This is a genomic window from Rhodococcus sp. Leaf225 (assembly GCF_001426145.1).
Classification (GTDB): domain Bacteria; phylum Actinomycetota; class Actinomycetes; order Mycobacteriales; family Mycobacteriaceae; genus Rhodococcoides.
This window is the reverse complement of record NZ_LMRN01000012.1, coordinates 411,082-433,060: the sequence shown is the minus strand read 5'-3', so window position 1 is coordinate 433,060 and position 21,979 is coordinate 411,082. Positions and strand designations below refer to the sequence as shown.

The following is a 21,979-nucleotide window of genomic DNA, read 5'->3' as shown; positions in this document are numbered from 1 at the left end:
TGCACGTCAGGACGTTCTCGTGGATCATGGGTCTCGTATGACGACAACGAATGCAGCGGCCGACAGGGCCGACACGACAGGTTCCTCCCACAGCGACGGGTTCGAGCAGGACGCCGAGTGGTCCACCGGCGACATGCAGCTCGACGATCGCAGCGCACTGCGCCGTGTGGCCGGACTCTCCACCGAGCTCACCGATGTCACCGAGGTCGAGTACCGCCAGTTGCGGCTCGAGCGCGTGGTGCTCGTCGGTGTCTGGACCAGCGGTTCCGCCGAGGAGGCGGAATCCAGCATGACCGAACTCGCGGCTCTGGCCGAGACGGCAGGTTCCGAGGTGCTCGAAGGGCTGGTGCAGCGTCGCGACCGACCCGACGCCTCCACCTACATCGGCTCCGGCAAGGCGAAGGAACTGCGCGAGGTGGTCATCGCGACCGGCGCGGACACCGTCGTGTGCGACGGTGAACTCACGCCTGCGCAGCTGACGGCACTGGAGAAGATCGTGAAGGTGAAGGTCATCGACCGCACCGCGCTGATCCTCGACATCTTCGCTCAGCATGCCTCCTCCCGCGAGGGCAAGGCGCAGGTAGCCCTGGCGCAGATGGAGTACATGCTCCCGCGTCTGCGCGGCTGGGGTGAGTCCATGTCGCGTCAGGCGGGTGGCCGCGCCGGCAGCAACGGCGGTGTGGGCCTGCGTGGTCCCGGTGAGACGAAGATCGAGACCGATCGTCGTCGCATTCGCGAGCGCATGGCGAAGCTACGTCGCGAGATCCGGGGCATGAAGCAGGCCCGCGACACCAAACGTGAGCGCCGGCTGCAGGGCAACGTGCCGTCCATCGCCATCGTCGGCTACACCAACGCGGGGAAGTCGTCGCTGCTCAACTCGTTGACCGGATCCGGTGTGCTGGTGCAGAACGCACTGTTCGCGACCCTGGACCCGACCACGCGCAAGGCGACGCTCGAGGACGGCCGCGAGTGCGTGCTCACCGACACCGTCGGCTTCGTCCGCCACCTGCCGACCCAGCTGGTCGAGGCGTTCCGCTCCACGCTCGAGGAGGTGACGGACGCCGATCTGCTGCTGCACGTGGTGGACGGGTCCGACCCGCTCCCCATCGGGCAGATCGAGGCGGTCCGCGAGGTCATCGTCTCGGTGGTGCGCGAGCAGAACGCCGCGGCGCCCGAGGAACTGATCGTGGTCAACAAGATCGACGCCGCGGATCCCGTCACGCTGACGCAGCTGCGGGGCCTGGTGCCGGGTGCGGTCTTCGTGTCCGCGAAGACCGGTGAGGGCATCGAGGAGCTGCGGACACGACTCGGCGAGCTGGTCCGCCCGCCCGAGGTGTCGGTGAGCGTCCTGCTGCCCTACGACCGCGGCGACCTGGTGTCGCGCATCCATGCGGACGGACGGATCTCGAGCACGAGTCACGAGAGCGGCGGTACGCGCATCGACGCGACCGTGCCGACGGCGCTGGCCTCGATACTCACGCGATACGCCCACAGCGCGTGAGCCGTCGGTTCGCGCCGGTGCTCGGCGCTGCCGTGGTGGCGCTCGTGGCAGCGTCTCCCGCGGCGGCGCAGACCGAGGCACCGGATGCGGAGCCGTACTGTGTGCCGACCGATCCGGGACTGTCCGAACTCTCGGGTATGACGGTGCTCGACGGGACGGTGTACGCGATCGGGGACAGCGGCGCCGACGACCGTGTCGCGCGCCTCGACTCCGAGTGTGCTGTCGCGGAGTGGCTTCCGAATCCGGTGGATCCGTATGACGTCGAGGATCTCTCGTCGTTCGAGGGGTCGTTGTGGCTCGCGGACATCGGCGACAACGACCGTCGACGCGACGCCGTGGCCCTCACCCGGATGGATCCTGCGGCCGGTGGTGCCGGTGAACTGCACCGGCTCACCTATCCCGACGGTGCGCACGATGCCGAAGCACTCCTCATCGGGCCCGACGGCCGTCCCGTCGTCGTCACGAAGGACGGTCTCGGAACCGGTGCCGTGTACACCGCGGACACGTCGGTGTCCGATCTCCCGAGTCCCGGTCCCACCCCGCTGCGCCGCGTGGCCGACTTCGCGCCGTCCGCGACGACCACACCCGGGGGTCCGCCGCTGCTCGACGGCAGTCGCCTGGTCACCGGCGGCGCCGTGAGCGCCGACGGGTCCATCGCTGCCGTGCGCACCTACACCGATCTGTACCTGTGGTCCGTGCGGGACGGTGACGTGGCCGCGGCCTTCGCGTCGGCCCCCGCCCGCGTCGTCGCGCTCCCGCCGCAGCCGCAGGGCGAGTCGATCGCCTTCACCTCGGACGACGAGGTGCTGCTCGGGTCCGAGCAGGGTGTGGACACGGCTGCAGCTCTTCCCGCCGTCCTCGTCCTGCGTGATGTGGCACCCTCCGCCGAGGCCGGCCCGGAGGCCACCGAGACCGCGGACTCCGAATCACCCGCCGAGCCCACCGGGTCCATCCTCGTTCCGTTGATCGCCGCCGCGGCGTCGGTCGGTGTGGTCGTGGTGCTGACCCTGTTCTTCGTGCGTCGACTGTTCCGGTCGCGGTAGACACAGAAGCACACATGACGACGGCCCCCACGGTGTGTGGGGGCCGTCGTCGTCTGTGCGGAAGATCAGGCGTCGAGGTCCGACGCGACCAGTGCGGCGACCTTGTCGAGCGTGGCCTGATCATCACTGGTGATCGTGACCTCGGTGCCCTTGGTGGCCCCCAGCGTCATGATCATGAGCGCGGAGCCGCCGTCGACGGCCTCTTCGCCCTCCACCTCGAGGGTGACGTCGACGCCGGAGTCGGCGACCGCCTCGGCGATGACGGCGGCGGGACGGGCGTGCAGGCCGATGGCGGATCCGACCGTGACCGTGGTGCTGGGCATCGTGGTGATCTCCTTCTTCGTCAGGTGAGTGCTGGTGTCGATACTGCCAGCTGTGGGGGTGGTGACGTGGGTGTCAGGCTGCGACGGCGACGGGTTCGTCGACGATCTCCGCAGGCTTCTTGCCGGCGAACTGCTTGGCGGCGGTGATGAGCGCCGCGGAGACCACGGTGCCGATCGCCAGAGCCAGCAGGAACAGGAAGAAGTTGTTCATCGCGAAGAACACCAGCAGTCCGCCGTGGGGCGCGCTGAGCGTCGTCCCGAAGGACATGATCAGGGCGCCGGTCACAGCGCCGCCGGCCATCATCGAGGGGATGACGCGCAGAGGGTCGGTCGCGGCGAACGGGATCGCACCTTCGGAGATGAACGCAGCTCCGAGAAGCCATGCAGCCTTGCCGTTCTCGCGCTCTGCCTCGCTGTAGAGCTTCGGACGCAGAGTCGACGAGAGTGCCATGGCGAGCGGGGGAACCATACCGGCAGCCATGACGGCGGCCATGATGCGCAGCGATGCCTCGTTGTCGACGCTGAGCCCGGCGGTAGCGAAGGCGTAGGCGGCCTTGTTCACCGGTCCACCGAGGTCGAAGCACATCATGAGGCCCAGGATGATGCCGAGGATGATGACCGACGAGCCCGAGAGGCCGTTGAGGAAGTTGGTCAGGCCGGTGGTGATGGCAGCGAGCGGGCGGCCCAGCACGAGGAACATCAGACCGCCGACGACGAGGGTCGCACCCAGCGGGATGATGACGACTGGCATCAGGCCACGGAGCCACGGCGGCACCGCGATCCGGCTGATCCACAGCGCCACGAAGCCGGCGATGAGGCCACCGACGAGGCCACCGATGAAGCCGGCACCGACGAACAGGGCCACCGCACCGGCGGTGAAGCCGGGAGCCAGACCGGGACGGTCCGCGATGGCGAAGGCGATGTAACCGGACAGGGCCGGGACGAGGAAGCCGAAGGCCAGGCCGCCGAGCTGGAACAGCACCGCGCCGATGAAGATGCGGAGCCCGCCGTCGGGCAGGTTGGTGAGGCTGTTGTTGGTCATGATGTCCTCGGCGACACCCTTGATCTCGTATCCACCGAGAAGGAAGCCGAGGGCGATGAGGAGTCCACCGGCCGCCACGAACGGGATCATGTAACTGACACCGGTCAGGAGGATCTGGCGCAACCGGGTGCCCCAGCCGAGTCCACCGGCAGCGGCCGCAGCGGACGCTCCCGGTGCGGTACCGGAGACGCGTGCGGCGTTCGGGTCACCGCCGGCCCGCAGAGCCTCGGCAACCATCTTGTCGGGCTCGTTGATCGCGCGCTTGACGCCGGACTCGATGACGGGCTTGCCCGCGAAGCGCTCGCGGCCCTTGACGCCCACGTCGGTCGCGAAGATGACGGCCTCGGCCGACGCGATGAGCGCCGGGTCCAGTGCCGTGGAGCCGCTCGAGCCCTGCGTCTCGACGTGCACGGTGACGCCCGCACGGTCGCCGGCGTCCTTGAGGGAGTCGGCGGCCATGTAGGTGTGGGCGATGCCGGTGGGGCACGCGGTGATGGCGACGATGTGCTTGGCAGCGTCCGCCGTGGCGGTCGGAGCGGGAGGAGCGGTCTTCGTGGTCGTGACGGGAGTCGCAGCCTTCGGAGGCTTGGGGGCCAGAACGCCCTCGACCAGTGCGACGACGTCGGCGGGGGTGGCCGCCTCGCGCAGCGACGTCACGAATGCGGGCTTGACCAGCGCGCGTGCGAGCGAGGACAGCAGCTTCATGTGCTCCGCGCCGGCGCCCTCCGGTGCGGCGATGAGGAAGACCAGGTCCGCGTCGCCGTCGGGTGCGCCGAACTCGACCTTCGGGTTCAGGCGAGCGAATCCGAGCGATGCCGTCGTGACCGCGGCGGAGCGGCAGTGTGGAATCGCGATGCCGCCGGGCAGGCCGGTGGCCGACTGCGCCTCACGAGCCATCGCGGCGTCGCGCAGGGCGTCGGCATCCGATGCACGGCCCGCGTCGGTGAGGACGCGAGCGAGGCGGGCGATGACATCGTCCTTCGTCGAGCCGAGATCGGCGTCGAGCAGGATGAGGTCCTCGGCGATGATGCCGGGCTTGGCATCGTGAGCCGTGGTGGGACTGGACATGTCGTTTCCTCTGGGAGTGGAGTGGAGCTGGGGGATCAGGACTGGGGTTTTCAGGACTGGGGTACGGCGGGTGACGAGTCGAGGGTGTGGACGGGGACGGCAGTGACGTCGACGTCGGACGGCGTCGGCAACCGGGTGCCCGGTAGGGCGGCGGCTGCGGATCCGTAGGCGACGGCCCGGGCGAGTCGACCGGCACCGTCCTCGCCGTCGAGATCGGCCAGGATGTATCCGGCCAACGACGAGTCGCCCGCGCCGACGGTGCTTCGCGGGGTGATCGGGGGAGGGGTGGCGAACCACGACCCTGTCGCGGTGACCAGGACGGCCCCGGACCCACCGAGTGTCGCCAGGACGGCAGCCACTCCGCGGTCGACGAGAATGCGCGCGGCCTCGACCGTGGGATACGGGTCACCCTGTGCGGCACTGGCTTCGAGCATGGCGCCGTCGTGGCCGGTGAGGTGCGCGAGTTCTTCCGCGTTCGGCTTGATCAGATCGGGTGCCGTCGCCGGGAAGCCGGCGGCGAGTGCCGAGAGCGGATCGTCGGAGGTGTCCACCGCGACCTTGGCCGACACCTCGTGCAGCGCGGTGACGAGGCGGCCGTACCAGGTGGCGTCGATTCCGGGCGGGATCGATCCGGACAGGACGACCCAGTCGGCGCGCTGCGCGAGTTCCAGGACGGACGCCATCAGGGCGTCGACCGTCTCGGGCGCGAGTCCGGCCCCGGGCTCGTTGATCTTGGTCGTCGTGCCGTCGGACTCGCTGATGGTCAGGTTCGTGCGCGCGACACCCGACGTGGGTACGGCGTGGTACCGGACTCCGAGGGTGCCGAGCGCGCTGAGCAGCGGATCGGAACCGCTGCACGGGAGTACCGCGGTGGCGGTCCGACCGGCGGAGGTGACGACGCGTGCGACGTTGACCCCCTTGCCGCCGGGCTCCGTCGTGGTCAGTGCGCTGCGATGCACCGATCCGCGCACCAACGGCACGTCGAGGGAGACCGTGCGATCCATGCTGGGGTTGGCCGTCAGGGTGAGGATCATGCGACCACCACCTCCAATCCGTGTTGCTGCAGACGGGTGCAGTCGGTGTCGGTGATGCCGTCGTCGGTGACGAGGACGTCCACACAGTCGAGTGCGGCGAAGGACATGAAGAACTGCAGGCCGATCTTGGCCGAGTCCGCGACGACGATCACGCGGTCCGCCGCGCTCACCATCGCGCGCTTGACGGCGGCCTCGTCGGTGTCGGGAGTCGAGAGACCGTGGCCGACGCTGATCGCGTTGGTGCCCATGAACGTCACGTCGACACGCACGGTCCCGAGCACTCGCAGGGTGTCCTCGCCGACGGTCGCCTGCGTGACACCGCGGACGCGGCCACCGAGCAGGTGGAGATCGAGGGACGGAACCGCGGCGAGACGCGTCGCGATGGGAAGCGAGTTGGTCACCACCGTCAGATCCGACTCGACGGGGATCAGCGCGGCGAGGCGACCGGTGGTGGTGCCGGCATCGAGCGCGATGGATCCGCCGGGTGCAGGCAGGTAGGCGAGGGCGGCAGCGGCGATGCGGTCCTTCTCCTTCGCGCGGGTGTGTTCGCGCTCGGCCATCCCTGGCTCCACCGCGGTGACCGACGTGGCGGGCACTGCGCCACCGTGGACTCGGCGCACGACGCCCATACGGTCGAGCGAGGCCAGGTCACGGCGCACGGTCTCGGTGGTGACACCGAACGTGTCGGCCAGGTCGGCGACGGAGACGCGACCGCGCTGTCCGATGAGGCCGGCGATGGCGTTCTGCCGCTCTTCCGCGTACATCGTGTTCACCGCCCCTCCGTCCGATCCGTTGTTTCACTGTTGGTTTATGTTGTTTTACGCCCGTCTCTGTTGACATGTCAAGAGGTTCGAGTAATCTGAGTCACAAGAGCCATCGCGGGAGACGCGATGCACAGCGGGTAGGCGAGATGCCCCCGCACCACCGCGCAGCAGGAGGAAGCAGATGACGGGATCGCTCACCGCGAACGAGGCACAGCCGACGGCCCACGCGGTGCAGGGCACGCCGGTGGTGCCCGGCGTCGGCTACGGCCCCGCGATCCGCCCGGCGCCGCGCCCCTCACGTCCCGACACAGCCGTCGAGATCGCCGAGGACGCGCGAGATGCAGAGAAGGAGCGCTTCCGCGCCGCGGCGGCCGAGGTCGGTCGACGTCTGCATGCCCGTGCCGCATTGGCAACCGGCTCCGCGTCCGAGGTGCTCGCCGCCAACGCCGCGATGGCCGAGGACCGCGGGTGGATCGGCGCCGGCGTCAAGGCCATCGGCAAGGGTTCCGACGCCGCGTACGCCGCCGTCACCGCGACGGACCAGTTCGTCGCCATGTTCGCCAAGCTCGGCGGACGCATGGCCGAGCGCATCACCGACCTCATGGACATCTGCGACCGCGTGATCGCCGAGCTGTCCGATCTCCCGGAGCCCGGCGTGCCCACCCCGTCGGAGCCCTCGGTTCTCCTGGCGGAGGACCTCGCACCCGCCGACACCGCGGGACTCGACGCCACGCTGGTCGTCGGCCTCGCGACCTCGCTCGGTGGACCCACCAGCCACACCGCGATCATCGCCCGTCAGCTCGGCATCCCGTGCATCGTCGCGGCGACGGGCCTCGACGACGTCCCCGCCGGGACGCTCGTCATGGTGGACGGCACCACCGGCCGCATCGAGATCGAGCCCGATCCGTCCACGGCACGCTCCGCGGTCGAGGAATCGGCCACCCACCTCGCCGAGGTCGCCGACTGGAGCGGGCCGGGCCGGACGTCCGACGGTCACCGTGTCGACATCCTCGCGAACGTGCAGGACGGCGCCGGCGCTCGCGCAGCCCGGTCGACCGCAGCCGACGGCGTCGGACTCTTCCGCACCGAACTCAGCTTCCTCGACCGCGACGTCGAGCCCACCGTCGACGAGCAGGCCTCGATCTACGCCGAGGTGCTCACCGCGTTCGAGGGCACCAAGGTGGTCGTCCGCACGCTCGACGCCGGCTCGGACAAGCCGCTGCGCTTCGCGAACCACGCCGACGAGGCCAACCCGGCCCTCGGAGTGCGCGGCATCCGTATCGCCGAGGGCAATCGCGGCATCCTGCACCGCCAGCTCGACGCCATCGCGGCCGCGGCGGCCTCGACCGAGTCGTCCCCGTGGGTGATGGCCCCGATGATCGCCACGTCCGCCGAGGCGCAGGCCTTCGCCGCCGACGTGCGGGAACGCGGGCTCACCCCCGGCGTCATGATCGAGGTGCCCGCCGCGGCGCTGCTCGCGGACCGGATCCTCGATCACGTCGACTTCCTGTCCATCGGAACCAACGACCTCGCGCAGTACACGATGGCGGCCGACCGCATGTCCGCCGACCTGGCCGCACTGACCGATCCGTGGCAGCCCGCCGTCCTGACGCTCGTCGCCCACGCGGCGAAGGCCGGCGCAGCGGTGAACAAGCCTGTCGGAGTCTGCGGAGAGGCCGCCGCGGACCCGTTGTTGGCCTGTGTCCTCGTCGGCTTCGGCGTCACGTCCCTCTCGGCCGCGTCGGCCGCCGTGGCCGGTGTCGGCGCGAAGCTCGGCACCGTGACGCTCGAGCAGTGCAGGGCCGCGGCCGAGGCCGTGCTGTCCACCTCCAGCCCGGCCGAAGCACGCGAGGTGGCCGCCGGCCTGCTCGGGTGATGCGCTCCCGCCCTCCGGCCGCCCTCCGGCCTTCCCGGTGACCTGCCGACCGGCCTCCGGCCTTCCCGCATGACATCATTTCCGCCGTGACGACAACTCGATCCAGGCAGTTCTTCCCTCGCTGGTCCGTCCACGGTGACGGTCGCACCGTGGCGCCCGACGCGGTCGTCGCTCCGGACGAACGGCTCTCGTGGCCGCGCACGATCGGGATCGGGATGCAGCATGTCGTCGCGATGTTCGGCGCCACTCTGCTGGTGCCGACCATCACCGGGTTCCCGGTCACGACGACGCTGTTCTTCTCCGGTCTGGGTACCGCGATCTTCCTGTTGGCCACGCGCGGCCGGATCCCGAGCTACCTGGGCTCGTCCTTCGCCTTCATCGCACCCTTGGCGGCGACGGCGGGCGACGGTCCCGCTGCGCAGCTCGGCGCGGTGCTCGTGGTGGGCGTGGTGTTGTTCCTGGTCGGCCTGCTCGTCCGGCTGGCAGGGAGCCGCGTCCTCGACGCCGTCATGCCGCCGCTCGTGACCGGCGCGATCGTGGCGCTCATCGGCCTGAACCTCGCGTCCACCGCCGCGACCTCGTACGAAGCTCAGCCGCTCGTCGCGACCGTGACTCTCGTGGCGGTCCTGCTGGTCACCGTCGCGGTGCCGGGGCTGATCGGCCGCCTCGGCATCCTCGTCGGCGTCGTCGTGGGATGGGTGTTCGCTGCCGTCACCGGTGCTCTCGATCCCGCACGCGTCGACGCACTCGGTAGCGCGTCGTGGATCGGACTGCCCGAGTTCACGGGCCCTTCGTTCCAGCTGTCCGTCGTGCTCGTCGCACTGCCCGTCGTCGTGGTGCTCGTCGCCGAGAACGTCGGTCACGTGAAGGCGGTCGCGGCGATGACGGGTCGGTCCCTCGACGACGTCGCCGGTGACGCCCTCATGGCGGACGGCGCGGCGACCGTCCTCGCCGGTGCCGGTGGTGGTTCGGGCACCACGACCTACGCGGAGAACATCGGCGTCATGGCCGCCACCCGCGTGTACTCCACCGCTGCCTACTGGGTCGCCGCCGCCACGGCGCTGGTGCTCTCGTTCTCCCCGAAGTTCGGCGCTCTGATCTTCACGGTCCCGAGCGGTGTGATCGGCGGCGCGACGCTCGTGCTCTACGGTCTCATCGGCCTTCTCGGCGTGCGGATCTGGCAGGAAGCGGGGATCGACTTCACCAAGCCGCTCAACCTGATGGTCGCGGCGGCCGCCCTCGTCGCCGGTGTCGGTGACTTGACGCTGACCATCGGATCCGTCGAACTCGGCGGCATCGTGTGGGGCTCGGTCGGCATCCTGGTCGCGTACCCGGTGCTGCGCGCGCTGTCGGAGCGGCGACGAGACTGAGCGGTCTGTGCCACGCTGAAGCGGTGAGCCACCCACACCTCGACCCGATGCGACCCGTGCGCCTCGCGCCGGACGAGTGGCCGTCGACGCCGGCGTGGAAGGTTCCGCTGATCGGCGTCGTCTGGGTTGCAATCGTCGTGGCGACCTTCGCGCTGCCGAACTCTGTTGCTCGTGCGGCCGTTGCGGCTGTTGCCCTGATCGTTGCTGTGGTTCTCGCCGTTGCGTCGACGATGCGGACCGTGCGCGAGAGCGGCGACCAGCGCATCTCCTGGTTGCGCGGCCCCGCGGTGCGTCGCCGTGACGTCGACCTGCTGCGGAGTGCCAGTGGTTCGGCGGTGGTGGTCGTCGGCTTCGCTCTGAACGGCGTGCCGGGTCAGTACTGGTGGGTGACTCTGGCAATCGTCGCCTGGGTTCTGCCGCCCCTCGTCCTGCAGGCTCGGCACAACCGCCGGGTCACGCGATCCGGTGCAGATTTCGTCGCTCACCGACGATTTCTGCACCGGATCTAGGCTGGTTCCGTGCCGCATGCCCTCGTCTCGACCCGACACGTCGATGCGGAAACGGTGATCGAGCGGAGCCGGTTCCTCGCCCGCGTGGTCACCGTCCACACCGAGTCCGAGGCGCTCGACGTGGTCGCTGCGGTGTCGGCAGAGTTTCCCGATGCGGGCCACCACTGTTGGGCTTTCGTCGTCGGCGCAGATCAGGAGCACCGCCGTCAGCGCGCATCGGACGACGGCGAACCTGGCGGTACGGCAGGTGTTCCGATGCTCGGCGTGCTGACCGGCCGCGACCTGGTCGATGTGGTGGCCGTCGTCAGTCGGTGGTTCGGGGGCGTCAAGCTCGGCGCCGGTGGCCTGGTTCGCGCGTATTCGGGCGCGGTGAGTGCGGCGCTCGACCGCGCGGAGGTCGGCGAGCTCGCGCGAGTCGACGTCCTCGAGATGGACTTGTCCCATGCTGATGCCGGTCGGGTGGAGGGCGTCCTGCGAGTGCACGGATTCGCCGTCGACGACGTCGCCTACGGATCCGACGTGCGGCTCCGGGTGATCGGTGACGGCGACCGGCTCGACGGTGTCCTCGCGTCCGCGACCGGCGGCGGTGTGGTGGCCGAGCGCGTCGGGCACCGGTGGGTGCTCGGGCCGTGAGGCGGCTGGGTGCGCTGAGCCGCGGATACCGCGGCTCAGCACACCGGATTCGAGTCAGTGACGCCGTGTGAGCCGCGCGGGCGGAATCACGCCGGGGTAGTAGAAGTAGTGGTGAGGCGACTCGACGAGATCGGAGGAACGGATACCTGCCACTTCCCAGACATCGACCGGCCCGCCGGTGTTGTTCATCCGGACGAACCAGTCACACTCCCACTCGTCTCGCGCCAGAAAGCATCCCTGCTGCTCGGGCTCATTGCTGCCTGCGATGCCCCGTGCCGCACCCATGCGCTGCCAGTCCAGCCCGAACCGCGAGATTGAGTCGCGGTTACGTGACGACGAGACATGGAAGTGAGAAGGCATCGCGCAGAGGTTACGGAGCCGATTGCGGACGGGCCAGGCGATATCGGCTGACGCCGAGGTCACCGAACGTGCTCGCACTGGTCATCGACCCCGCTCGTACCTGGTTCTAGGCTCGAGACAGATCCGCCGTACGCCTAACGAGGAGAACCATGAAGCGCACGTTGTTCGAGCCCGAGCACGACCTGTTCCGCAGCTCGTACAAGAAGTTTCTCGAGCAGCACGTCGCGCCGCATCACGCGGAGTGGGAGACGCAGAACATCGTCGACAGAGGTGTCTGGGTCGAGGCCGGTAAGCAGGGCTTCCTGGGCATGGCAGTGCCGGAGGAGTTCGGCGGCGGCGGAGTCAAGGACTTCCGCTACAACGCCATCGTCACCGAGGAGACCACGGCCGGTGGGTACAGCGGCATCGGGTTCACGCTGCACAACGACGTCGTCGCTCCGTACCTCATCGAGCTGACGAACGACGAGCAGAAGCAGCGCTGGCTGCCCGGCTTTTGCTCCGGTGAGCTGATCACCGCGATCGCGATGACCGAGCCGGGCACGGGCAGTGACCTGCAGGGCATCAAGACCAAGGCCGTCCGTGACGGTGACGACTGGGTGCTCAACGGCTCCAAGACGTTCATCACCAACGGCATCAACGCCGACATCGTCATCGTGGTGGCGTGCACCGATCCGGAGAAGGGCGCGCAGGGCTTCAGCCTGTTCGTCGTCGAGCGCGACATGCCGGGCTTCGAGCGCGGCCGCAACCTCGACAAGATCGGTATGAAGGCGCAGGACACCGCGGAGCTCAGCTTCACCGACGTCCGCATCCCCGCCGCCAACATGCTCGGTCAGGAGGGTATGGGCTTCATCTACCTGATGCAGAACCTGCCGCAGGAGCGCCTGTCGATCGCCGTCGTCGCGGCTGCCGCGATGGAGTCCGCGCTCGCGATGACGATCCAGTACTGCAAGGACCGCAAGGCGTTCGGCAAGCCGATCGGCAAGTTCCAGAACACGCGATTCGTGCTGGCGGAGTGCGCGACCGAGACGACTGCCGTCCGCATCATGGTGGACAAGTACATCGAGCAGCTCAACGCGAACGAGCTGTCGGTCCAGGAAGCCGCCATGGCGAAGTGGTGGACCACCGAGAACCAGGTCAAGCTCATCGACCGGTGCCTGCAGCTGCACGGTGGCTACGGCTACATGAAGGAGTACCCGATCGCCAAGGCGTACATGGACTCCCGCGTGCAGACCATCTACGGCGGCACGACGGAGATCATGAAGGAGATCATCGGTCGCGGTCTGGACCTGTAGGAACCTCGAACACGACGACGCCGGCGCTGGACATCCAGCGCCGGCGTTCGTGTGTCCGGAATCAGAGCTTGCGCATCACGGTGACGACCTTGCCCAGCACCACGGCGTCGTTCCCGGGAATGGGCTCGAACAGGTCGTTGTGGGGGAGCAGCCAGACGTCCCCACCAGTCCGCTTGAACGTCTTGACGGTGGCCTCTCCGTCGATCATGGCGGCGACGATGTCCCCGTTGTCGGCCACGTTCTGCTGACGCACGACCACCCAGTCACCGTCGCAGATGGCGGCGTCGATCATCGACTCACCGACGACGCGGAGAAGGAACAGCGAGCCGGACCCGACGAGCTCGCGCGGAAGCGGGAACACGTCCTCGACGGCCTGCTCCGCGAGAATCGGACCACCCGCGGCGATACGTCCCAGGACGGGGACGAAGGTCGGTGCGGGCAGGCGATCGTCGTCCGACGACGGTGTGTCCGCGCTGTCGAGGTGATTCGTGGTGTCCGCGGCGACGAGATCGTCCTGCGCGACGGCAGAGACCTCTTCGGGGCGCCCGTTCTCGCCCGGCAGACGCACGTCGACGGCGCGGGGACGGTTGGGGTCGCGGCGCAGGAACCCCTTGCGTTCGAGGGTGCGCAGTTGATGCGCGACCGACGAGGTGGACGTCAATCCGACGGAATCACCGATCTCCCGGATGCTCGGCGGATAGCCGCGTTCGACGACCGACGCACGGATCACCTCGAGCACTCGCCGCTGACGTTCGGTGAGACCGGACTCGGTGTCGGCGGTCGTGGCCGAGCCGGTCGCTGACGCGCGCCCGCCGACCGTGCCGGATGAGCTGTCGTCCTTCATCGAGATACCTCCATCGGTAGCAGTGGACGTGGGGCAGGTGGTGCTGGTGTCACGTCCGTTGTGCGTGTGTCGAACCTAAACCGAAACGGGACTCGGATCAAACACCTGTTCGAAGCGTGTCGCGTGTTCGATGCACTTTGTCGGACCGGACTGCTATACATCGAACATGCGTTCATTCGAACGCGTGGGCGAATGTGTTGTTCGAACACCTCGGTGCATCGGCGACGCGGACGGCCACCGGCTATCCACAAGGAGTGGTTGCAATGACTCGAAGTGACCTGCTGACTGTCGGCACCGCACGTTCCATCGACATGCATGCACCCGTCCGCACGCGCTGGACCTGCGACGACGATTCCTACTGGGGTGTGGCCGACCGCGCGGCCGGGTCCACGACGACCGACGTGCGCGAGCGCACCACGGTCCGCCGCAGCCCCGCTCCGCGCGACTCCCGCCGCCCCGACGGCGGCACTGTCGACTACCGTCGCCGCTCGAACGGTGTCTCGCAGGTCGAACACCGCACTCGTCGGGGACACGGATTCGCGACGCCCATCGCTGTGGCGCTGATCACAGCAGTGTCCGTTCTGGGGCTGGTGGGGTTGGCGAACATGCGCTCCGCCGACGTTCCGGCACAGCCGTCCATCTCGGAGCAGGTGGAGATGGGCGTCGTCTCCGGACGCTGACACCGGCCGGACACGCCCCCGGGGCCGCGGAAGGCCGTCCCGGTACGCTGGACACACCGAGAGCCGCCGTGGCGCTCGGGAAATGCCTGAGCCATCGAGGGGTCTCTGTCCGATGCACTGCCCGTTCTGCCGTCACCCCGACTCGCGCGTCGTCGATTCGCGTGAAGCGGAAGAGGGCCAGGCGATCCGGCGGCGTCGTTCCTGCCCCGAGTGCGGTCGACGCTTCACCACGGTGGAGACAGCAGTGCTCTCCGTCGTGAAACGCAGTGGCGTGAGTGAGCCGTTCAGTCGCGAGAAGGTGGTCAAGGGAGTCCGTCGGGCCTGCCAGGGCCGCCAGGTCGACAACGACGCGCTCGTCCTCCTCGCCCAGCAGGTCGAGGACACGGTGCGGGCTTCCGGGTCGGCCGAGATCCCCAGCAACGAGGTAGGGCTCGCCATCCTCGGGCCACTGCGCGATCTCGACGAGGTGGCCTACCTCCGATTCGCCTCCGTCTACCGCTCGTTCAGCAGTGCGGACGACTTCGAGCGCGAGATCGAGGACCTTCGTCGCCACCGCGCCGAGCATGATGCCGCCCCCGCCCGGGACGCGGAGCCCGCCGCTCAGCGGTGAGTCAGCGCCGCACCGCACGTCGGACGTCGTCGATGGCCTTGCGCACCCGCTTCTCGCTCACCGGGTACAGCGTTCCCAGGGTCTGAGCGAACAGGTTGACCCTCAACTCCTCGATCATCCAGGCGATCTCCCGCACGGCATCGCTGCGGCCCACCGAGTCCGGTACCGACCCGAGCAGGGCGTCGTAGTCCGCATAGACGCGGTCCAGCACGTCCATCCCCGCCGCGTCGCGGCGAGCGCTGGACGGGAATGCGCGAAGTCGGCGCTCGGCCGCCTCGAGGTAGCGCGGAAGATGTGGCAGGTGCGCTTCGCCGGTCTCGAAGACGTATCCGGGGAAGATCAGCCCGTCGAGCTGCTGGCGCACGTCGTCCGCGGCATCACCCGTCGCGTCGTCGAGTGCGAGGCGGACCCTCGTCGCGGCACCGAGAGATGGTTCCGCCACCCGGAGCACCGCGGCCGTCCGGCCGGCGAGCTCGCCCCGGACCGCCTTCTCCAGCACTGCATACGCCTCGGGCGTGGACACCGGGCCGCCGTGCTTCATCATGAGCTCGTCGGCCGCGAGGGTGCGGCAGTCCTCGACGAACGCTTCGATGCTTCCGTGCGGATTCTGCCCCAGCGCGAGCCGCTGAGCCGGGGAGCGTCCGGTGAGCAGGTTCTTCGTCGACAATGGGATGGCGTCGAGCAGGAGGCGTCGGGTGCCCTCGCGCATCGCTGCTCGCTGCTCGGCGGCGGTGCCCAGGACACGAACGGCGACCCCGCCCTTCTCGGGAACCAGGGCGGGATACCCGGTCACCTTCTGCGAGTTGACCGTTCGGGTGACGGTGGGCTCGAGTGTGCCGATGGTCTCGGACGTCCACCGTGTCACCGGGGCCTTCTCCGAGTCCTTGGCGGCGACGCCGACCGCAGCGGCCGCGGCGGCACCGAGTCGGGTGCGCAAGGCGGAGAGGGACGTGTCCTTGTCCAGTCGACGGCCGCGATCGTCGACCACCACGAACGTCATCTTCAGGTGGCGGGGCAGCGCGGACGGGTCGAAATCCGACGGTGCGATCGGCACGGCGCCCATGCGGGTGAGTTCACACGACAGTGCGACCAGTAGTGGTTCCGTCCTCGGTCGCATCGCCGCGACGGCGGCCACCGCGTGGTCGGGCGCTGGGACGACGTTGCGGCGCAACTCCTTCGGAAGAGTCTTGATCAGGGCCGTCACCAACTCGACGCGCATGCCGGGGACGAGCCAATCGAATCCGACGTCGGCGACGCGGGGGAGGAGGGCGATGGGAATGGTGATGGTGACGCCGTCGTCCTCCTTGCCCGGCTCGAACTGGTAGGTCAGGGGGAACTGCGCCTCGCCCTGACGCCAGGCGTCGGGGTAGTCGCCCTCGACGACCGCGGCGGCGTCCGGGTTGACGACGGTGGCGCGGTCGAAGTCGAGCAGGTCCGGCGTCGTGCGGGACGCCTTCTTCCACCACCGGTCGAAGTGACGGGCCGACACCACGGTCGCAGGTACACGCTCGTCGTAGAAGGCGAAGAGGGTGTCGTCGTCGACGACGATGTCGCGTCGGCGGGCGCGCGACTCCAGTTCCTCGGCGTCGCTGCGCATCTCCTGGTTCGCGTGGAAGAAGCGGTGGTGCGTCCGCCACTCGCCCTGTACGAGAGCGTGGCGGATGAACAAGTCGCGAGACACCTCGGCATCGATACCGCTGAAGGTGACGGGCCGACTGGCGGCGAGAGGAATGCCGTACAGCGTGACGCGTTCGTAGGCCATCGCCACTTCGCGCTTCGTCGACCAGTGCGGCTCCGAGTACTGGCGTTTGATCAGGTGCGGGGCCAGCTTCTCGGCCCATTCGGGTTCGATGCGCGCACCCATCCGGGCCCAGAGTCTGCTGGTCTCCACGAGTTCGGCCGCCATGATCCAGCGCGGCGGCTTGCGGAACAGGCTCGAACCGGGGAAGACGGCGAAGGTCGACCCACGTGCTCCGAGGAAATCCTTCTTGTCGCCCTCACGAAGACCGATGTGCGACAACAGACCCGGCAGCAGTGCCTGGTGGATCACGGCATGGTTCGGCTCCGAGGAGTCGCCCGCGTCAGGCATGGTCCAGCCCAGGCCGCGCGTGATCTGGCGCAGCTGACCGTGCAGGTCCTGCCATTCGCGGATGCGCAGGTAATGCAGGAATTCCGATCGGCACATGCGTCGGAACTGGTTCGAGGACAGCTCTCGGCGCTGGTCTCCCAGATACGTCCACAGTTGCCACAGTGCGAGAAAGTCCGAACCTTCCACCACGAAACGCTTGTGCATCTCGTCGGCGGCCTGCTGATGCTCCGCGGGCCGCTCGCGCACGTCCTGGATCGAGAGCGCCGATACGATGACGAGAACTTCCCGCAGGCATCCGTTGCGGTTGGCCTCGACCAGCATGCGCGCCATGCGCGGGTCGACCGGGAGGCCGGCGAGCTCCTTGCCGAGCGAGGTGAGGACGGGCCCGTCCTCGCCCTGCGACCCGAGCGCCCCGAGTTCGTCGAGCAGGCCCAGGCCGTCACGGATGCTGCGCGGGTCCGGTGCCTCGACGAACGGGAACGCGTCGATTCGGCCCAGTCCCAGCGAGGCCATCTGCAGGATCACCGATGCGAGGTTCGTGCGCAGGATCTCGGGATCCGTGTACTCGGGGCGGGCCTCGAAGTCCTCCTCCGAGTACAGCCGGATGCAGATGCCGTCCGCGACGCGACCGCACCGGCCGGCACGCTGGCGGGCCGACGCCTGCGAGATGGGTTCGATCGGCAGACGCTGCACCTTGGTGCGCAGCGAGTACCGCGAGATGCGCGCGGTTCCGGGGTCGACGACGTACCGGATGCCGGGCACGGTGAGCGACGTCTCGGCGACGTTGGTGGACAACACGACTCGTCGACCGGTGTGGCCGGTGAAGACGCGGTGCTGCTCGGCTGCCGACAGCCGGGCGTAGAGCGGAAGAATCTCGACGTTGCGCAGTCGGCGGTCCTTCAGAGCATCGGCGGTGTCGCGGATCTCGCGCTCGCCCGACAGGAACACGAGGACATCGCCCTCCGGTTCGGTGAGCAGTTCCTCGACGGCGTCGCACGTGGCGTCGACCGGGTCGAGTTCGATGGTCTGCTCGCCGTTCTCGACAGTGAGCGGCCGATACCGGACCTCGACGGGGAACGTCCGGCCCGACACCTCGACGATCGGCGCGTCGACGCCGTTCACCGCGAAGTGGTGCGCGAAGCGGCCAGGGTCGATGGTGGCCGAGGTGACGATGACCTTCAGATCGGGACGCTGGGGGAGCAACCGGGCGAGATATCCCAGGATGAAGTCGATGTTGAGGCTGCGCTCGTGCGCCTCGTCGATGATGATCGTGTCGTACCGACGCAGCAGCCGATCCCGCTGGATCTCGGCGAGCAGGATGCCGTCCGTCATCAGCTTGACGAGGGTGTTGTCGCTGGAGTGGTCGGTGAAGCGCACCGTGTAACCGACGGCGTCGCCGATCTCCTGCCCGAGTTCGTCGGCGATACGTTCCGCGACCGTCCTGGCGGCCAGTCGCCGGGGCTGTGTGTGTCCGATGACGCCCTGGACGCCGCGACCGAGCTCGAGGCAGATCTTCGGAATCTGTGTCGTCTTGCCCGAGCCGGTCTCGCCCGCGACGATGACGACCTGGTTCTCCGCGATGGCGGCTGCGATGTCGTCCTTGCGGGCGGACACCGGCAGTGCCTCGGGGTACGTGATCGTGGGAACGGAGGCTCGACGAGCCGCGATCGTGGCTTCGGCGCGGCCGATGTCGGCAGCGATCGATTCGAGTTCGGCGGGCTTGCGGCTGCGGTCGAGCCGACGGCGCAGCCTGTGCGCGTCACGGAAGGTGAGGTCGGACAGGCGGGCCGTGAGGTCGCGGCGGGTGGGTCCGGAGGACGGGGGAGCAGATGTCGACATGGCTCACGCCAGTTTATCCGTCACCGCGGTGTCAGGATGCGTGGCCCGTCGTCCGTGATCGCGATGGTGTGCTCGGAATGGGCGGTCATGGATCCGTCGGCCGACCGGAGGGTCCATCCGTCCGGGTCCATGACGAGCTTCGCCGTCCCGCGGGACCACCAGGGTTCCAACGCGAGTGTCATGCCGGCCCGGAGTGTCAATCCCGATCCCGCACGGCCGGCGTTGGCCACGTGCGGGTCCTCGTGCATCGTCCGGCCCAGGCCGTGACCACCGAAATCTGTGTTGACCTGCTTTCCGGTCTCCCGGGCGACGTTCTCGATCGCCGCCGAGATGTCCCCGAGTCGCCCACCGACGACGGCCGCGGCGATGCCGGCATCCAGTGCGCGCCGGGTGCTCTCGATCAGTTCGACGTCTGCGGGATCAGGGTTGTCGCCGACGACGACGGTCAGCGCCGAGTCGGCGACCCATCCGTCGATGGAGACAGCGAAGTCCAGGCTGAGGACGTCCCCTGCGGCGAGCGTGTGGTCGAACGGGAGGCCATGCAGTACACGGTCGTTGACCGACAGGCAGATGACGTTGCGGAACGGCCCGCTGCCGAACTCGGGGGCGTAGTCCCAGTAGCAGGACACCGCGCCGCGGGTGGCGACGAGGTCGCGGCAGTGATGCTCGAGATCCATCAGGTTCACGCCGGGCTGCGCCTGCTCCGACAGCGTCGTCAGTGTCTCGGCCACGAACGCGCCGGTCACCGCCATCTTGTCGATCTCGGCAGGGCCCTTGAGCTCGATCATCCGTCCACCGCTTCCTGTCGGTATTTCAATACCAACGAACGGTAGCAGACCGGTACAGGAATACCGCTATGCTGACCTCGTGGTCCGCATTCCCCTGAGTCCCGAGCAGGTCGAGGCCGGTCGTCGCCTCGGCGCCGTCCTGCGCGCCGCACGAGCGGGACGAGACCCCGAGATCGTCGCCCGTGACGCCCGGATCTCACCCGAGACGCTCCGCAAGATCGAGGTGGGTCGGATCGCGAGCCCCAGCTTCGGGACCGTGCTGCAGATCTGTGCGGCACTGGGACTGCCGGTATCCGACGCGGTGGACGCATGGCAGGGCGACAGGGAGCATCGCGTCGCGATCTAGTGCTTCGTTGCTCGCCGCCGAGGACCGCGCTCGTGTGAGGATCGCTCCATGACTCCGCCGGACGATCGCGTCGCCACCCCTGTCGCGCTGCGCGTTCTCCGAGTCGTCGCCGCGCTGCTCGGGCTGGCCGCCCTGATCTGGATCCCCGTCCGGTCCGCGGACGTCGCCGGATTCTCGCTAGCCAACTTCTTCAGCTACTTCACCGTGCTGAGCAACGTGCTGGCCGTCGTGGTCTTCGTGATCGGCGGGGTCGTCGATCCCCGCTCCGAGACCTTCGACAGGCTTCGCGGGGCGGCCACGACCTACATGGTGATCACCGGGATCGTGTACGCGGTGTTGCTGTCGAACGTCGACGTGCAGATCCAGGACGCGTGGACCAACTCGGTGCTGCACCGCATCGTGCCCGTCCTCATCGTTCTCGACTGGATCCTGGCGCCACCACGTCGTCGCAGCGCGGAGAGCGGGCCGGTGCTGTGGTTGGTCTTTCCCGTGGTCTACGGGGTCTACAGCCTGATCCGCGGGCCCATCGTCGACTGGTACCCGTATCCGTTCCTGGACCCGCGGGAGCGGGGGTACGGCCCCCTCGCGATCGGGCTCGCCGTCCTGGTCGTGGCGTTCCTGCTCATCGCCCTGGCGGTCGACAGAGTGGGCGAACTGGCGGCGTCCCGCCGGTCGCGGAAGCACGCCACGAGTGGCCTAGGCTGACCTCTCGTGACCACTCCCCAGCACACGTCCTCCGCGTTCTGGCACGGCTTCGCCGACATGCACACCGTCGAGTCCGGCGGCCGATTCGTCGTCGCCCGAGGTGAGGGCGCGCGCATCTGGGACACGGCCGGCACCGAGTATCTCGACGGCACCGCGGGTCTGTGGTTCACGAACGTGGGTCACGGCCGCACCGCCATCGCGGACGCCGTGGCGCGGCAGCTGTCCACGCTCGCGCACTACTCGACGTTCGGCGACGTCGTTCCCGACGTGACGCTGGAACTCGCCGACCGCCTCGCAGCGATCGCGCCCGTCGCGGGCAGCAAGATCTTCTTCACCTCGGGCGGCTCCGACTCGATCGACACCGCTGCCAAGCTGGCCCGGCGTTACTGGCACCAGATGGGCAAGCCCGGCAAGACCGTCGTCGTCGGCCGCCAGAAGGCGTACCACGGCATGCACGTCGCCGGCACCGCACTGTCCGGACTCCCGCTGAACCGGGAGAACTACGGCGAGCTGATGACGGACGCGCGGACGGTCGCGTGGGACGAGGGCAAGGCGCTGCTCGAACTGATCGAGAAGGAGGGCGCGGACACCATCGCCGCGTTCTTCGCCGAGCCGATCATCGGTGCCGGCGGGGTCTACCTGCCGCCCGAGGGCTACCTGCACGAGGTGCGTCAGATCTGCCGCGACCACGACATCCTGTTCGTGGCCGACGAGGTGGTGACCGGATTCGGTCGTATCGGCGGAGCGTGGTTCGCGTCGTCGAAGCTGGGCCTCGAGCCCGACATGATGTGCACCGCGAAGGGTCTGACGTCGGGCTACGTGCCGATGGGTGCGGTCTTCGTCGCCCCGCGGGTCGCCGAGCCGTTCTACGAGGGCGGCGCCTGGTGGCGCCACGGCTACACGTACGGCGGTCACGCCGGCGCCGCTGCCGCGGCCATGGCCAACCTCGACATCATCGAGAACGAGGACCTGCTGACGCACGCGTCGCGCCTCGAAGCCACGCTGCACCGGCATCTCTCGCCCCTGGCCTCGCACGACCTGGTCAGCGAGGTCCGCAGTGGGATGGGTGTCGTCGCCGCGGTGCAGTTCGCCGATCCGTCCTACGCGATGCCGTTCGTCAAGACTCTGCGCCGCGAAGGTGTCTCCGCGCGAGCGGCCGGAAACGGCGCGATCCAGTTCTCGCCGGCGTTCGTCATGACCGACGAGCAGGTCGAACAGATGGCCTCCGCCACCGCGCGGGCGCTGGACGCCACGGTGAGCTGA

At 68.8% G+C, this 21,979-nt stretch carries 20 protein-coding genes; 12 read left to right on the top strand and 8 right to left on the bottom strand.

Going from position 1 to position 21,979, the window contains the following annotated elements:
• Positions 1–37 precede the first annotated feature (37 nt).
• Positions 38–1,501, top strand: coding sequence for a GTPase HflX (gene hflX, locus ASG69_RS11730; protein WP_056444903.1), 1,464 nt, complete (start codon positions 38–40; stop codon positions 1,499–1,501).
• A complete protein-coding gene (locus ASG69_RS11725) occupies positions 1,498–2,544 on the top strand; it encodes a hypothetical protein (protein ID WP_156380498.1) in 1,047 nt (348 codons plus the stop codon). Before hflX ends, ASG69_RS11725 begins: the two co-directional genes overlap by 4 nt.
• A gap of 65 nt (positions 2,545–2,609) precedes the next feature.
• On the opposite strand, the gene ASG69_RS11720 is transcribed toward ASG69_RS11725, so the two are convergent.
• From ASG69_RS11720 to ASG69_RS11705, 4 genes are all read right to left on the bottom strand, one after another.
• A complete protein-coding gene (locus tag ASG69_RS11720) occupies positions 2,610–2,867 on the bottom strand; it encodes an HPr family phosphocarrier protein (RefSeq protein WP_027505136.1) in 258 nt (85 codons plus the stop codon).
• A 73-nt stretch (positions 2,868–2,940) separates the two neighbouring features.
• Positions 2,941–4,977 carry a PTS fructose transporter subunit IIABC gene (locus ASG69_RS11715; RefSeq protein ID WP_056444900.1) on the bottom strand — a complete coding sequence of 679 codons (2,037 nt, stop codon included), beginning with the start codon at positions 4,975–4,977 and terminating at the stop codon, positions 2,941–2,943.
• A gap of 50 nt (positions 4,978–5,027) precedes the next feature.
• Positions 5,028–6,011 carry a 1-phosphofructokinase family hexose kinase gene (locus ASG69_RS11710; protein WP_056444899.1) on the bottom strand — a complete coding sequence of 328 codons (984 nt, stop codon included), beginning with the start codon at positions 6,009–6,011 and terminating at the stop codon, positions 5,028–5,030.
• Positions 6,008–6,775, bottom strand: a complete 768-nt coding sequence (locus ASG69_RS11705) for a DeoR/GlpR family DNA-binding transcription regulator (protein WP_027505139.1) — start codon at positions 6,773–6,775, stop codon at positions 6,008–6,010. The genes ASG69_RS11710 and ASG69_RS11705 overlap by 4 nt, the downstream gene beginning before the upstream one ends.
• A 181-nt stretch (positions 6,776–6,956) precedes the next feature.
• On the opposite strand from ASG69_RS11705, the gene ASG69_RS11700 reads away from it, so the two are divergent.
• From ASG69_RS11700 to ASG69_RS11685, 4 genes are all read left to right on the top strand, one after another.
• Positions 6,957–8,651 (top strand): phosphoenolpyruvate--protein phosphotransferase, encoded by a 1,695-nt coding sequence (locus tag ASG69_RS11700; RefSeq protein WP_056444896.1) that lies wholly within the window; start codon positions 6,957–6,959, stop codon positions 8,649–8,651.
• Between the two features lie 86 nt (positions 8,652–8,737).
• A complete protein-coding gene (locus ASG69_RS11695; RefSeq protein WP_027505141.1) occupies positions 8,738–10,021 on the top strand; it encodes a uracil-xanthine permease family protein in 1,284 nt (427 codons plus the stop codon).
• A 23-nt stretch (positions 10,022–10,044) separates the two neighbouring features.
• Positions 10,045–10,530 carry a hypothetical protein gene (locus tag ASG69_RS11690; protein WP_156380497.1) on the top strand — a complete coding sequence of 162 codons (486 nt, stop codon included), beginning with the start codon at positions 10,045–10,047 and terminating at the stop codon, positions 10,528–10,530.
• 9 nt (positions 10,531–10,539) lie between these two features.
• A complete protein-coding gene (locus ASG69_RS11685) occupies positions 10,540–11,163 on the top strand; it encodes an IMPACT family protein (RefSeq protein WP_056444890.1) in 624 nt (207 codons plus the stop codon).
• Between the two features lie 54 nt (positions 11,164–11,217).
• Here ASG69_RS11685 and ASG69_RS11680 read toward each other — a convergent pair whose 3' ends face one another.
• Positions 11,218–11,523: a hypothetical protein gene (locus tag ASG69_RS11680; protein WP_056444888.1), complete on the bottom strand. Its 306-nt coding sequence runs from the start codon at positions 11,521–11,523 to the stop codon at positions 11,218–11,220.
• A 149-nt stretch (positions 11,524–11,672) separates the two neighbouring features.
• On the opposite strand from ASG69_RS11680, the gene ASG69_RS11675 reads away from it, so the two are divergent.
• Complete coding sequence (locus tag ASG69_RS11675; protein WP_027505144.1) at positions 11,673–12,815, top strand: acyl-CoA dehydrogenase family protein; 1,143 nt, start codon at positions 11,673–11,675, stop codon at positions 12,813–12,815.
• 61 nt (positions 12,816–12,876) lie between these two features.
• On the opposite strand, the gene lexA is transcribed toward ASG69_RS11675, so the two are convergent.
• Positions 12,877–13,659, bottom strand: coding sequence for a transcriptional repressor LexA (lexA, locus tag ASG69_RS11670; protein ID WP_056444884.1), 783 nt, complete (start codon positions 13,657–13,659; stop codon positions 12,877–12,879).
• Between the two features lie 263 nt (positions 13,660–13,922).
• Between lexA and ASG69_RS11665 the strand changes: the two genes are divergently transcribed.
• Both ASG69_RS11665 and nrdR read left to right on the top strand, forming a co-directional pair.
• Positions 13,923–14,339: a hypothetical protein gene (locus tag ASG69_RS11665; protein ID WP_027505146.1), complete on the top strand. Its 417-nt coding sequence runs from the start codon at positions 13,923–13,925 to the stop codon at positions 14,337–14,339.
• A 112-nt stretch (positions 14,340–14,451) separates the two neighbouring features.
• Positions 14,452–14,949 (top strand): transcriptional regulator NrdR, encoded by a 498-nt coding sequence (nrdR, locus tag ASG69_RS11660; protein WP_056444882.1) that lies wholly within the window; start codon positions 14,452–14,454, stop codon positions 14,947–14,949.
• A 1-nt stretch (position 14,950) separates the two neighbouring features.
• Here nrdR and hrpA read toward each other — a convergent pair whose 3' ends face one another.
• Both hrpA and map read right to left on the bottom strand, forming a co-directional pair.
• Positions 14,951–18,877 (bottom strand): ATP-dependent RNA helicase HrpA, encoded by a 3,927-nt coding sequence (gene hrpA / locus ASG69_RS11655; protein ID WP_056444879.1) that lies wholly within the window; start codon positions 18,875–18,877, stop codon positions 14,951–14,953.
• A gap of 20 nt (positions 18,878–18,897) precedes the next feature.
• Positions 18,898–19,665, bottom strand: coding sequence for a type I methionyl aminopeptidase (gene map, locus ASG69_RS11650; protein ID WP_027505149.1), 768 nt, complete (start codon positions 19,663–19,665; stop codon positions 18,898–18,900).
• A gap of 79 nt (positions 19,666–19,744) precedes the next feature.
• Here map and ASG69_RS11645 point away from each other — a divergent pair, with 79 nt between their 5' ends.
• The 3 genes from ASG69_RS11645 to ASG69_RS11635 are packed head-to-tail and all read left to right on the top strand — an operon-like array spanning position 19,745 to position 21,979.
• Complete coding sequence (locus tag ASG69_RS11645) at positions 19,745–20,011, top strand: helix-turn-helix domain-containing protein (RefSeq protein ID WP_027505150.1); 267 nt, start codon at positions 19,745–19,747, stop codon at positions 20,009–20,011.
• Between the two features lie 48 nt (positions 20,012–20,059).
• Positions 20,060–20,716: a Pr6Pr family membrane protein gene (locus ASG69_RS11640; protein ID WP_056444876.1), complete on the top strand. Its 657-nt coding sequence runs from the start codon at positions 20,060–20,062 to the stop codon at positions 20,714–20,716.
• 57 nt (positions 20,717–20,773) lie between these two features.
• Positions 20,774–21,979 carry an aminotransferase family protein gene (locus ASG69_RS11635; RefSeq protein ID WP_056445275.1) on the top strand — a complete coding sequence of 402 codons (1,206 nt, stop codon included), beginning with the start codon at positions 20,774–20,776 and terminating at the stop codon, positions 21,977–21,979.

What these genes read in the sequence shown, in the direction of transcription:
- hflX (WP_056444903.1), top strand. Translation starts at nt 38, where the DNA reads ATGACGACAACGAATGCAGCGGCCGACAGGGCCGACACGACAGGTTCC.
- ASG69_RS11720 (WP_027505136.1), bottom strand. Translation starts at nt 2,867, where the DNA reads ATGCCCAGCACCACGGTCACGGTCGGATCCGCCATCGGCCTGCACGCC.
- ASG69_RS11715 (WP_056444900.1), bottom strand. Translation starts at nt 4,977, where the DNA reads ATGTCCAGTCCCACCACGGCTCACGATGCCAAGCCCGGCATCATCGCC.
- ASG69_RS11710 (WP_056444899.1), bottom strand. Translation starts at nt 6,011, where the DNA reads ATGATCCTCACCCTGACGGCCAACCCCAGCATGGATCGCACGGTCTCC.
- ASG69_RS11705 (WP_027505139.1), bottom strand. Translation starts at nt 6,775, where the DNA reads ATGTACGCGGAAGAGCGGCAGAACGCCATCGCCGGCCTCATCGGACAG.
- ASG69_RS11700 (WP_056444896.1), top strand. Translation starts at nt 6,957, where the DNA reads ATGACGGGATCGCTCACCGCGAACGAGGCACAGCCGACGGCCCACGCG.
- ASG69_RS11680 (WP_056444888.1), bottom strand. Translation starts at nt 11,523, where the DNA reads ATGCCTTCTCACTTCCATGTCTCGTCGTCACGTAACCGCGACTCAATC.
- ASG69_RS11675 (WP_027505144.1), top strand. Translation starts at nt 11,673, where the DNA reads ATGAAGCGCACGTTGTTCGAGCCCGAGCACGACCTGTTCCGCAGCTCG.
- lexA (WP_056444884.1), bottom strand. Translation starts at nt 13,659, where the DNA reads ATGAAGGACGACAGCTCATCCGGCACGGTCGGCGGGCGCGCGTCAGCG.
- ASG69_RS11665 (WP_027505146.1), top strand. Translation starts at nt 13,923, where the DNA reads ATGACTCGAAGTGACCTGCTGACTGTCGGCACCGCACGTTCCATCGAC.
- nrdR (WP_056444882.1), top strand. Translation starts at nt 14,452, where the DNA reads ATGCACTGCCCGTTCTGCCGTCACCCCGACTCGCGCGTCGTCGATTCG.
- hrpA (WP_056444879.1), bottom strand. Translation starts at nt 18,877, where the DNA reads ATGTCGACATCTGCTCCCCCGTCCTCCGGACCCACCCGCCGCGACCTC.
- map (WP_027505149.1), bottom strand. Translation starts at nt 19,665, where the DNA reads ATGATCGAGCTCAAGGGCCCTGCCGAGATCGACAAGATGGCGGTGACC.
- ASG69_RS11640 (WP_056444876.1), top strand. Translation starts at nt 20,060, where the DNA reads ATGACTCCGCCGGACGATCGCGTCGCCACCCCTGTCGCGCTGCGCGTT.
- ASG69_RS11635 (WP_056445275.1), top strand. Translation starts at nt 20,774, where the DNA reads ATGCACACCGTCGAGTCCGGCGGCCGATTCGTCGTCGCCCGAGGTGAG.